General features: G+C 65.1%; 11 protein-coding genes. 6 read left to right on the forward strand and 5 right to left on the reverse strand.

Annotation, left to right across the window (positions count from 1 at the left end; genetic code table 11):
* Nucleotides 1–235 precede the first annotated feature (235 nt).
* From ACTHLF_RS09245 to ACTHLF_RS09260, 4 genes are all read right to left on the reverse strand, one after another.
* Complete coding sequence (locus ACTHLF_RS09245) at nucleotides 236–1753, reverse strand: SulP family inorganic anion transporter (RefSeq protein ID WP_440326802.1); 1518 nt, start codon at nucleotides 1751–1753, stop codon at nucleotides 236–238.
* 12 nt (nucleotides 1754–1765) lie between these two features.
* Nucleotides 1766–2455: a carbonic anhydrase gene (locus tag ACTHLF_RS09250; RefSeq protein WP_440326803.1), complete on the reverse strand. Its 690-nt coding sequence runs from the start codon at nucleotides 2453–2455 to the stop codon at nucleotides 1766–1768.
* Nucleotides 2456–2664: 209 nt separating this feature from the next.
* Nucleotides 2665–3009 (reverse strand): hypothetical protein, encoded by a 345-nt coding sequence (locus ACTHLF_RS09255; RefSeq protein WP_440326805.1) that lies wholly within the window; start codon nucleotides 3007–3009, stop codon nucleotides 2665–2667.
* A gap of 263 nt (nucleotides 3010–3272) precedes the next feature.
* Nucleotides 3273–4655 (reverse strand): porin, encoded by a 1383-nt coding sequence (locus ACTHLF_RS09260; RefSeq protein ID WP_440326807.1) that lies wholly within the window; start codon nucleotides 4653–4655, stop codon nucleotides 3273–3275.
* Between the two features lie 215 nt (nucleotides 4656–4870).
* On the opposite strand from ACTHLF_RS09260, the gene rnt reads away from it, so the two are divergent.
* From rnt to phoU, 6 genes are all read left to right on the forward strand, one after another.
* Nucleotides 4871–5530, forward strand: a complete 660-nt coding sequence (rnt, locus tag ACTHLF_RS09265) for a ribonuclease T (RefSeq protein ID WP_440326809.1) — start codon at nucleotides 4871–4873, stop codon at nucleotides 5528–5530.
* 146 nt (nucleotides 5531–5676) lie between these two features.
* A complete protein-coding gene (gene pstS / locus ACTHLF_RS09270) occupies nucleotides 5677–6699 on the forward strand; it encodes a phosphate ABC transporter substrate-binding protein PstS (protein WP_440326810.1) in 1023 nt (340 codons plus the stop codon).
* A gap of 116 nt (nucleotides 6700–6815) precedes the next feature.
* Nucleotides 6816–7847, forward strand: coding sequence for a phosphate ABC transporter permease subunit PstC (gene pstC, locus ACTHLF_RS09275; protein WP_440326812.1), 1032 nt, complete (start codon nucleotides 6816–6818; stop codon nucleotides 7845–7847).
* Entirely contained in the window at nucleotides 7847–8713 is an 867-nt protein-coding gene (gene pstA, locus ACTHLF_RS09280) for a phosphate ABC transporter permease PstA (RefSeq protein WP_440326814.1), read from the forward strand. The genes pstC and pstA overlap by 1 nt, the downstream gene beginning before the upstream one ends.
* 82 nt (nucleotides 8714–8795) lie before the next feature.
* A complete protein-coding gene (gene pstB / locus ACTHLF_RS09285) occupies nucleotides 8796–9539 on the forward strand; it encodes a phosphate ABC transporter ATP-binding protein PstB (RefSeq protein ID WP_331643965.1) in 744 nt (247 codons plus the stop codon).
* A gap of 25 nt (nucleotides 9540–9564) precedes the next feature.
* A complete protein-coding gene (gene phoU / locus ACTHLF_RS09290; RefSeq protein ID WP_440326816.1) occupies nucleotides 9565–10281 on the forward strand; it encodes a phosphate signaling complex protein PhoU in 717 nt (238 codons plus the stop codon).
* Between the two features lie 138 nt (nucleotides 10282–10419).
* Here the strand turns inward: phoU and sugE are convergent, their stop codons facing one another.
* Nucleotides 10420–10737: a quaternary ammonium compound efflux SMR transporter SugE gene (gene sugE, locus ACTHLF_RS09295; RefSeq protein ID WP_440326818.1), complete on the reverse strand. Its 318-nt coding sequence runs from the start codon at nucleotides 10735–10737 to the stop codon at nucleotides 10420–10422.
* Between the last annotated feature and the right edge of the window lie 242 nt (nucleotides 10738–10979).

The raw sequence follows: 10979 nt of genomic DNA on the forward strand, positions 1-10979 counted from the left end.
ACCAGGCCTCGCTGGAGTTGCTGCGCGAATGGGGCCGCAATGCCTCCAAGCGTGGCTGCGAACTCATCGTGGACTGGCAGGAACTGAACCGCCGCGTGGAGGGTTCACGCCAGGCCGCCTGATCGCTCGTAGGAGCTCACCCTGTGAGCGACATCTTTCGCTATAACGCCACAGGACCTGCAGCGGTGTGGCGAAAGGCGTCGCTCACAGGGTGAGCTCCTACGAGGGGGGGCGATCAGGCGGCCTGGCGTGAGCCCTCCACGCGGCGGTTCAGTTCCTGCCAGTCCACGATGAGTTCGCAGCCGCGCTTGGAGGCATTGCGGCCCCATTCGCGCAGCAACTCCAGCGAGGCCTGGTCCACGTGCATCAGCTGGTCCATCGAGACCTGCAAGCGGGTGTTCGGCGGGACGCCTTCCAGGGTGCGGGCCATGGTCGGCACCTTGAGGAACGTGGCCGAACCTTCCAGGTGCAGCGTCGCGTGGCCCGGCTCGTCGTGGTGCTTCACGTCCATCTTCAGCTTCGACGAGAGCAGCGCAAGGCGGAACAGCGACAGGCCGAAGCCGACGATGACACCGGTGAGCAGGTCGGTGGCGACGATGGCGACGGTCGTGGCGACGTACACCGCCGCAGTGCCCTTGCCGTAGGCCGCGAGTTCCTTGATCTGCTTCGGGTTCACCATCTTGATACCGGTGAAGACCAGGATGCCGGCGAGGCACGAGACCGGGGTCATTCGCATCAGCCAAGGCAGCAGCATCACGAACGCGAGCAGCCAGGCACCGTGCATGATCGCCGCCATGCGCGTGGCCGAGCCGGCCTGCACATTGGCCGCGCTGCGCACGATCACGCCGGTCATCGGCAGTGCGCCGAGGAAGCCGCAGATCATGTTACCCACGCCCTGGGCCGTCAGCTCGCGATCGTACTGGGTGCGCGCGCCATCGTGCATGCGATCCACGGCCGCAGCCGAGAGCAGGGTTTCCGCACTGGCGATGAAGGCGAACGTCACCGCGGCCACCAGCAGGCTGCTGTCGAACAGACCAAACAGGCTACCCATGCTCGGCAGGCTCACCGCCGAGAACAGGTTGGCAGGCACGTCGACGCGCTTGACGTCCAGCGCACCGAACTGCGCGGTGAGCGTCATGGCGATCACGGCCAGCAGCGCGCCGGGCACGAAGCGCAGCTTCGCGGGGCGGAGCTTCTCCCAGCCCAGCATGATGGCGATGGTGCCGCCACCGATCATGAGCGCGGTAAGGCCCTGCCCTTCGCCGGCACCCGTGACGGCTTCGAACGCCGCACCCGGGAGGGCCGCGAAGTTCTCGAGGCCGCGCGCCATGGGGATCGCATCCATCAGCACGTGCGACTGCGACGCGACGATGAGGATGCCGATGCCAGACAACATGCCCGCCACGACGGCGGGCGATGTCATGCGGAACCACACGCCGACCTTGCACAGGCCGGCCACGACCTGGATCAGCCCCGCGAGGAGCACGACGGGGCCAAGGGCGGCCACGCCGTGCTCGCGCACCAGTTCAAAGACCAGGACCGCCAGGCCCGCCGCCGGGCCGCTGACCTGCAGCGGTGAACCGGCGATGGCGCCTACGACGATACCGCCCACGATGCCCGTGATAAGGCCCGCGCTGGGCGGCATGCCCGATGCGATGGCGATACCCATGCACAACGGCAGTGCGACAAGAAAAACGACCACCGAACCGAGGAGGTCGCGGCCAAACAGGCCCTGGGAGAAATAAGTGCGCATGAGGAGCTTCCTTTAAGCGGCGGACGCCACCGCCACCGGCACGGAGAACCGTGCATGCGGCGTCGCGTCCCGAACATCGGCCGGATCCGTCGCGAGCGGACGGAACTGGCCTACCAGCGGATCGAAGGCGGTGATCTCCGTCTTCGCGATGTCGTAGATCCAGCCGTGGATGCGCAGGCTGCCGTTCGCCATGGCGGCGGCCACGGCAGGCAGCGTACGCAGGTGCTCCAGCTGGCCCACGACGTTTTCTTCAGTGAGGTAACGCAAGCCTTCCTCGCCCTGGATCGTCGGGCGGTTCTCGGCGACGACGTAGCGCGCCACGTCGGCGTGCTTCAGCCACTGCTCGACGGAGGGCTTGCCCTTGAGCGCGGCCGGATTCTGCAACGCCTTCATGGCGCCGCAGTCGGAATGGCCGCAGATCACGATGTGCTGCACCTTCAGCGCGGTGACGGCGTACTCGATGGCCGCGACAACACCGCTGACGTGCTGTGCATAAGGCGGGACGATGTTGCCGACGTTGCGGTAGACGAACAGGTCGCCCGGCTGCGCGTTGAACATCAGCTCCGGCATGATCCGCGAATCGGCGCAGGTGATGAACATGGTGTGCGGGGTCTGGCCGGAGGCCAGGCGCGCGAAAGTCTCGCGCTGCTCGCTGGTCATGTCGCGGCGGAACTGGTCGAAGCCCTGGATGAGACGTTCCATGGTGGTTCTCTCTCTTTGCGTGAGGAATGGGGTTGCGAGGCACATGGGCCCGCTGCGCGGCCGGCAAAGGCCGCACGAAATCAGAGGTACACGAAGCTCGTGTGGGAGCGCGCTTGCGCGCGATCACGGCTAACGAAGAGCCAGTGACCCAATAACGCTCGGCGAAAAGATGTCGCGCGCGAGCGCGCTCCTACACGGGGTGAGGAGGCTTACGCGATGGGAGGGCGCAGCTCGAAGCTGTGGTGGTGCGCGTGGGGATCGGGGGTCATCGCGCTGGGGTGCGCGGCGATGCCGCGCGCGACGTGCAACGTGTGCTCACGCGGTACGTCGAAGGTGTCATCGAGGCTCACCGTGTTGTCCTCGATGGAGGGCATCGCATCGTCGAGGCCGTCGTTCGCGGCGGCATCGTCGAGGGCCAGGATGGCGTGGGCGGTGGGATCCGCCGGCGCATCGCACGGCATGGCCTGCACCGACGCACATGCGACGAACAGCGCGAAAAGCACGAAGGACGTGCTGAAGACGCGGCGCATGATTTGGCGGAAGGTGATGACCATGCGGGCGAACCTAGCCAGCGTTTATGACAGTTGCAAGTGGTGCGGCGCGGCGAATTCAGGATTCACACGCAAAAACGTACGAAAACAAGGCGTGGCGCACATTTACAGCAGCCCGCAAGCCGCCAGACGGGCGGTTTCATTCAGCATTTGGCCGTCTTTATGCCTTAGCGCGACGTGAGACGATTCGGAGCGAAATCAAAAAAACGGCGGGCTTGCGCCCGCCGTTTGGTTCATCCCTGAGTGGAACTCCCTTCCGATACCGCTTAGAAGCTCAGCATGCCCCAGACGCCCACTTCGTTCGTCTTGTAGCCATACGGGGCAATGGTCGGACCGTCCAGCTTGTTGTGCTTGTAGACGAGCGCGAGCTTCAGGTTCTTCAGGATGTCGTAGGAGACACCGGCGTTGTAGTACTTGTCCTTGATCTTTTCCTGGACATCCGACAGGTTCGTGTACTTGTAGTCCACGTTGTCGTAGCGGGCGAAGACAGCCCACTGGTCAACGAACTTCCAGTCAGCCCACAGCGAGTAGCCGTCGGCCTTGTCCTTCTTGGTGTTGTTGGCCGCACCCGGGCCGGTCGTGCCGCCCACGTACTTCAGGATGTCGTCCCAATTCTCGGTGTGGAAGTATTCCACGCCCGCGCCCCAGGTCTTGTCACGCCACGCGATGAGCGCGTCGCCACGGGTCGCGGTGCGGGTGTCGGCGCCGTTCTCGACGTCGTTACCGCGCTTGCCGCTGTAACCGCCGATGGCAACGACCATCTGCTCGATCGGCGAGTAGCCGAAGCGACCTTCCGCGTCCACCGACTTCGAGCGGCTCAGGTTGCGGTAGCCGCGACCGTTGACCACGGAGAGCTGGTAGTTGACCGAGTTGTCACCCGTCGTCGCGCCAAGGGCGTGGATACCCCAGTCGGACGAGTTACCGAACGCGCCAACGCCGCCGGCGGTAGCGGTGCCGCCGCTGCGGCCGCCTTCAAACGAACGGTCGGTGATGGTGTTCTCGACGTAGCGGTAGCCGTACCACTTCTCGACGAACGGGATCCAGGGCATGTCGGCCGCACCGAAGCGCACCGTGAAGAGCGGATCGAACTTGCCCTGCACGTAAGCCTTCTTGACGAACAGGCTGGTGGACGACAGCGACGACTGGTAGCTGAAGTCGGTGGTCAGGTTCGCCGACCAGACGTCGTCGAACTTGTGGTCGACCGTCAGGTAGAAACGCTTGACGTCGAAGCCGGTGCCGTTCGTGGAACCGTGACCGTCCTTCTTCGTGCTCGGACCCGTGACACCCTTCTCCGTGTGATCCTGGTTGGTCACGTCGAAGAACATGGTGCCGCCGATCTTGGTGTTGTCGACGATCTTGTTGAGTGCATCGAGCTTCTTGGCGAGCTCGTCGGCCGGCTTGGCGGAGGCGACCTGCACGTCGTTGACTGCCTTGGCGGTCTCGACCTGGGCGTCAGCCTGGGCTTCCTGCTTGGCCTGCAGGTCGGCGACCTGGGCCTGGAGCGCGGCCAGCTGGGCCTGGAGCTGCTGAAGGGTGGCGGCGTCGACCGTGACGCGAGCCGGCTGCTGCTGCTTGGTGGCAGCCATGGCCGAGAGGCTCGTCACGCCCAGACCGGCAGCAATAGCCACCGTGAGCAACTTGGAACGCATGGGATTTCTCCGCTAGGTATGGAAAGTGTGTGTGTGGACCCCTGTGTCCCCGCTTGAGGTATTTCTGTCCGAAACTTCTCAAGCGGGTCCAACGGCGCGAAGGATGGGCGCTGGGTTTTACGGTTCCATGGTTTTTTTGTGACAAGATGACTACACGAGCACATCGGCTTAACGTCTGGTGCCCGGTCCGGCCGGGGGCTGGTATCCTTCACGGCATGGATACGACGAGTAACAGCACCGCTACGGCCATGGCCGGACGGTTCCGGGGGTTCCTGCCGGTCATCGTGGATGTCGAAACGGGCGGCTTCGATGCCGAACGCGACGCCCTGCTCGAGATCGCCGTCGTGACCATCCGCATGGAACCCTCGGGGCTCCTGGTGCCCGAGCCGGCCGTCTCGGCCAACGTGGAGCCCTTCCCCGGCGCCAACATCGACCCGCGCTCCCTGGAGGTGACCGGGATCGACCCGGACCATCCGTTTCGCGGCGCCCTGCCCGAGCGGCAGGCGCTGGACCACGTCTTTAATGCGGTGCGCGAGGCGGTAAAGGTCGCCGAGTGCCAGCGGGCGGTCCTGGTCGGTCATAACGCCGCCTTCGACCTCGCCTTCCTTAATGCGGCCGTGCGCCGCGTGGCGCACAAGCGCAATCCGTTCCACCCTTTCAGCTGCTTCGACACCGCTACCCTGGGTGGCCTGGCCTACGGGCAGACTGTGCTTAGCAAGGCTGTCATCGCGGCGGGCTTATCCTTCGATACCCGCGAGGCCCATTCCGCTGTCTATGACGCGGAGCGCACGGCCGAATTGTTCTGCCGGATCGTGAACCGCTGGCGCGAGCTGGAGCTTTCCGAGGCCGACCGCGTGACGCAGATCGCAGTTTGAGGCAATTCGTAAGCTTTTGAATATGACAGCAAATCGGCTGCTGTCATAAGGCTGAAACATTCGACACATTTCATTGCAACACGGCAGGGCTGGAATACGGCCCCGGGCGGGCTTCGCCCGACTCTCATTCAACCGAGGAATGCTCCGTGTTCACACGCAAACTCCGCATCGCCGCCCTGGTGGCTGCTTCGCTGTTCGGCATGGGCGCTGCCCAGGCCACCGACATCACCGGCGCCGGCTCGAGCTTCGTCTACCCCGTTCTTTCCAAGTGGTCGGCGAGCTACAGCGAGACGACCGGTAACAAGATCAACTACCAGTCCGTGGGTTCGGGTGCGGGTATCGCCCAGATCAAGGAAGGCACCATCGATTTCGGCGCCTCCGACGCCCCGATGAGCGCGGAAGACCTTGCCAAGTTCGGCCTGGGCCAGTTCCCCAGCGTCGTCGGCGGTATCGTGCCGGTCGTGAACCTCCAGGGCGTGCAGGCTGGCCAGCTCAAGCTGACCGGCGCCGTCCTCGCCGACATCTACCTCGGCAAGATCGCCCGCTGGAGCGATCCGGCCATCGCCGCGCTGAACCCGGGCCTCAAGATTCCCGACAACAAGATCACCGTCGTCCACCGTTCGGACGGTTCGGGCACCTCGTTCAACTTCACCAACTACCTCTCGAAGGTGAGCCCGGAGTGGGCCTCGAAGGTGAAGTTCGGTACGGCCGTCGAGTGGCCGGCTGGCGTAGGTGGCAAGGGTAACGAAGGCGTCTCGCAGTACGTGCGCCAGATCCCGGGCTCGATCGGTTACGTCGAGTACGCCTACGCCAAGAAGAACAGCATCTCGTTCGCGCAGATGCAGAACGCTGCCGGCAAGTGGGTGCAGCCGAACGCTGAGACCTTCGGCGCCGCCGCCGGCACCGCCGACTGGGCTTCGGCCAAGGACTTCAACGTCATCATGACCAACGCCCCGGGCGAGCAGGCGTGGCCGATCACGGCGACGACCTGGATCATCATGTACAAGAAGTCGAAGAACGCGTCGCACTCGAAGGTCGCTTTCGACTTCTTCAAGTACGCGCTCGAAAAGGGCCAGCCGGCTGCCGCATCGCTCGACTACGTCGCCCTGCCGCAGACCCTGGTCCAGAAGATCGAGGCCTACTGGGCTTCGGACCTCGGCAACAAGTAATCGGTCGTTGCCATCCGGCTGACATCTAAGCCGGTCACGGTAACGCCCAACCGGGGTCGCCGCCTCCACAGGCGGCGACCCTCACGTTTGCACAGGCCCCAGGAAACCGCATTCGCATGCACGCCTCTGTCAGCAACGCCCTTCCCAGCGCCACGCGCGAGGCCGAAGAGGCCCGCAGCGCGAAGGATTCGCGCCACGACCGCATCTTCGGGTGGGTTCTCAAGGCCTGCGCCCTCATCGTCCTCCTGGCCCTCGTGGGCGCCGCCGGTTCCACCCTGTGGCTCGGCTCGGACGCATTCCATACGTTCGGCTTCGGCTTCCTGACCAGCGCCCAGTGGGATCCGAGCAACGACAAGTACGGTGCGCTGGTTCCGGTCATGGGCACCATTGGCACCGCGTTCATCGCGCTGCTGTTCGCCGTGCCCGTCAGCTTTGGCATCGCCCTCTTCCTCACCGAGATCGCTCCGCAGTGGCTGCGCGGTCCGGTCAGCTCCGCCATCGAACTGCTCGCCGGCATCCCGTCGATCATCTACGGCATGTGGGGCCTCTTCATCTTCGCCCCGTTCGTGGCCGAGCACATCAAACCCTGGCTGATGAACCACTTCAGCGCCGACCCGCCGGACGGCCAGGCGTCCTGGCTGGTCCAGCACGTGCCGGCGATCGGCAAGTTCTTCGCCAGCGAGTACCCGTTCTTCGGCGCCGGCGTGCTCACGGCCGGCCTCGTCCTCGCGGTGATGATCATCCCGTTCATCTCATCGGTGATGCGCGAAGTCTTCCAGACCGTCCCCACCCGCCTGAAGGAATCGGCCTACGCGCTCGGTTCCAGCACGTGGGAAGTGGTGTGGGATATCGTCGTGCCCTACACCCGCACCGCCGTGATCGGCGGCGTGTTCCTCGGCCTGGGCCGCGCGCTCGGCGAGACCATGGCCGTGGCCTTCGTGCTGGGTAACACCTTCAAGTTCTCGCTGTCGTTCCTCGAGACCGGCAGCTCCATCGCCTCGACCATCGCCAACCAGTTCGGCGAGGCCCAGGGCCTGCAGCGCTCGGCGCTGATGGCGCTGGCCTTCCTGCTCTTCGTGGTGACCTTCATCGTGCTGCTCATCGCGCGCCTCATGCTCCGCCGCCTGGCCACGAAGGAGGGCAAATAATGTCCGCCTCGCTCTACACCAAGCGCCGCGTCAAGAACATCCTCGCGATGACGCTCAGCCTCGTGGCCACCGCCATCGGCCTGTTCTTCCTGGTCTGGATCCTCTGGGAAACGCTGAGCCAGGGCCTCGCCGGCCTGAAGCCGCAGCTGTTCACCAAGATCACGGCTTACCGCGAGGAAGGCGGCCTGGCCAACGCCATGGTCGGCAGCCTGATCCTCAACATCCTGGGCATCCTGATCGCCACCCCGATCGGCGTGGCCGCGGGCACCTGGCTGGCGGAATACTCGCTGCGTTCGAAGCTGGGCCCCACGATCCGCTTCCTCAACGACATCCTGCTGTCGGCACCGTCGATCGTGCTGGGCCTGTTCGTGTACACGATCGTGGTGCTGCCGTCGAAGTACCTGACCAACGGCGACGTGACCTTCTCGGGCGTCGCCGGCGGTATCGCACTGGCCCTGATCGCCCTGCCCGTCATCGTCCGCACCACCGACGAAATGCTGCGCCTGGTGCCGGGCACGCTGCGCGAAGCCGCGCTCTCGCTGGGCGTGCCGCAGTGGAAGCTGACCCTGCAGATCCTGGTGCGCTCGGCCCGCTCGGGTATCGTCACCGGCATCCTGCTGGCCCTGGCCCGCATCAGCGGCGAAACCGCCCCGCTGCTGTTCACGGCCTTCGGCAACAACTTCATGACGTTCAACCCCCTCGACAAGATGCCGAGCCTGCCGCAGGCCATCTACGAATACACCAAGGATCCCAGCCCCGACATCAATGTCATGGCCTGGGCCGGTGCCTTCGTACTGACCATGTTCGTGCTGGCCCTGAGCCTCATCGCCCGCTTCGCCTTCCGCTCCAAGGTGTCCCATGACTAACATGAACGAAGTCGCCTCCCAGCCTGGCTTCGGCACGTCGCCGCATCATGCGGGCGTCGACCTGGGCCAGGTGCCCGCGAAGATGACCGTGCGCGACCTGAACTTCTATTACGGTGAATTCCACGCGCTGAAGCACATCGCGCTGGATGTGCCGGAGAAGAAGGTCACCGCCATCATCGGCCCGTCGGGCTGCGGCAAGTCCACGCTGCTGCGCATCTTCAACCGCATCTATGCGATCTACCCGGGCATGCGTGCCGCGGGCGAGATCGTGCTGGATGGCGAGAACATCCTGGACCCGAAGTACTCCATGAACCGCCTGCGCAGCAAGGTCGGCATGGTGTTCCAGAAGCCGGTCCCGTTCCCGATGACCATCTTCGAAAACGTGGCTTACGGCATCCGCCACCACGAGAAGCTCAACCGCTCGACGATGGAAGAGCGCGTGGAGCAGGCCCTGCGCGGCGCCGCGCTGTGGGATGAGGTGAAGGACAAGCTCAAGCAGAGCGCGCTCGGCCTCTCCGGTGGCCAGCAGCAGCGCCTCTGCATCGCCCGCGGTATCGCCCTGAAGCCGGAAGTGCTCCTGCTCGACGAGCCGACTTCGGCGCTTGATCCGATCGCCACCAGCCGCATCGAGCAGCTGGTCGAAGAGCTCAAGAAGGACTTTACGATCGTCATCGTTACCCACAACATGCAGCAGGCTGCACGTTGCTCGGACATGACCGCCTTCATGTACATGGGCGAGCTGATCGAGTTCGACAAGACCGAAAAGATCTTCACGAAGCCGGACAAGAAGCAGACCGAAGACTACATCACCGGCCGTTTCGGCTAAGCCGTCACCACTTTCGAGGCATGCGATGAATACCCCGCACCAGCACATCATCAAGAGCTACGACGACGAGCTGAAGCGCCTGACCGGCGAGATCGTGAAGATGGGCGAGCTCGCCGTCGCGCAGCTCGAGGCCGCGATCGACGTGGTCCAGCGCCGCGACGAGCGCGCTGCCCAGCGCGTGGTCGACAACGACGACGCGATCGACTCGCTCGAGCACGACATCAGCCAGGACGTGGTCCGCCTGCTCGCCCTGCGCGCGCCGATCGCCGGCGACCTGCGCAACGTCTTCGCGGCCCTGCGCATCGCGGCCGATATCGAGCGCATCGGCGATTACGCCGCGAACGTGGCCAAGCGTTCGATCCCGCTCAGCCGCGTGGCACCGATCACCGCCGCCGGCGGCCTGGCCAACCGGGCCGAGCTCGCCGCCGAGCAGCTGCGCAACGTGCTCAAGGCATACGACGAGCAGGATGCGGAAGCCGCCTACGAAGTCTGGAAGTCCGACGCTGACCTGGACGAGGCCTACACGGTCGTGTTCCGCGCCCTCCTCACCTACATGATGGAAGACCCGCGCAACATCACCCCGTGCACCCACCTGCTGTTCATGGCCAAGAACATCGAGCGCATCGGTGACCACGCCACGAACATCGCGGAAAACGTGTGGTTCGTCGTCCACGGCGAACCGCTGGTGGCGCCGCGCACCAAGAAAGACGACACGGCCAGCCCGGACTTCACCGTCAAATAAGCGAGCTCGGCGGGCCGACGCCCGCCGCTCCACCCGTAGGAGCCCACCCTGTGGGCGACATCTATCGCGATAACGCAGCAGGCCCTGCTGCTCTTTCGCGAACGGCGTCGCCCACAGGGTGGGCTCCTACGCTGTATTTCAGGCCGCGGTGAGCTTCAGCCCGATGATCCCGGCCACGATCAGCCCCACGCAGAGCAGCCGCAACGGCTGCGCGGATTCACCGAACAGGATGATGCCGAGCGTCACGGCACCAACGGCACCGATGCCCGTCCAGACCGCATAAGCGGTACCCAACGGCAGCTTCTTCGTGGCGAACGCCAGCAGGACGATGCTGATAAGCATGGCGCCGCCCGTAAGCACGCTGGGCATGAGCTTCGTGAAGCCCTCGGTGTATTTCAGGCCAACGGCCCACGCGATCTCGAACAGACCGGCTAAGACGAGAATGGACCAGTACATGGTTCCGGCTCCGCCAAGGCGGGGTCGTCCCCGCGGAGTCATGCCGCCACCGGGTCGTCCCGGCAGGGGAACCCGCTTTGCACGGGCTCGGCAGGCATTTTACCAGGCTAGCCTGACCCCCGTGTAACCCGGCCCGGCCGTCGTGGGGGGGGGGGGGGGGGGGGGGGGGGGGGCGGGGGCGCCCCCACGCCCCCCCCCCCCCCCCCCCCACACCACCCCCCCGGGCGCCGCGCGGGGGGCGC

Origin of the sequence: Luteibacter sp. (assembly GCF_051958795.1) — a bacterium.
Classification (GTDB): Bacteria; Pseudomonadota; Gammaproteobacteria; order Xanthomonadales; family Rhodanobacteraceae; genus Luteibacter.

What these genes read in the sequence shown, in the direction of transcription:
- ACTHLF_RS09245 (WP_440326802.1), bottom strand. Translation starts at nt 1,753, where the DNA reads ATGCGCACTTATTTCTCCCAGGGCCTGTTTGGCCGCGACCTCCTCGGT.
- ACTHLF_RS09250 (WP_440326803.1), bottom strand. Translation starts at nt 2,455, where the DNA reads ATGGAACGTCTCATCCAGGGCTTCGACCAGTTCCGCCGCGACATGACC.
- ACTHLF_RS09255 (WP_440326805.1), bottom strand. Translation starts at nt 3,009, where the DNA reads ATGGTCATCACCTTCCGCCAAATCATGCGCCGCGTCTTCAGCACGTCC.
- ACTHLF_RS09260 (WP_440326807.1), bottom strand. Translation starts at nt 4,655, where the DNA reads ATGCGTTCCAAGTTGCTCACGGTGGCTATTGCTGCCGGTCTGGGCGTG.
- rnt (WP_440326809.1), top strand. Translation starts at nt 4,871, where the DNA reads ATGGATACGACGAGTAACAGCACCGCTACGGCCATGGCCGGACGGTTC.
- pstC (WP_440326812.1), top strand. Translation starts at nt 6,816, where the DNA reads ATGCACGCCTCTGTCAGCAACGCCCTTCCCAGCGCCACGCGCGAGGCC.
- pstA (WP_440326814.1), top strand. Translation starts at nt 7,847, where the DNA reads ATGTCCGCCTCGCTCTACACCAAGCGCCGCGTCAAGAACATCCTCGCG.
- pstB (WP_331643965.1), top strand. Translation starts at nt 8,796, where the DNA reads ATGACCGTGCGCGACCTGAACTTCTATTACGGTGAATTCCACGCGCTG.
- phoU (WP_440326816.1), top strand. Translation starts at nt 9,565, where the DNA reads ATGAATACCCCGCACCAGCACATCATCAAGAGCTACGACGACGAGCTG.
- sugE (WP_440326818.1), bottom strand. Translation starts at nt 10,737, where the DNA reads ATGTACTGGTCCATTCTCGTCTTAGCCGGTCTGTTCGAGATCGCGTGG.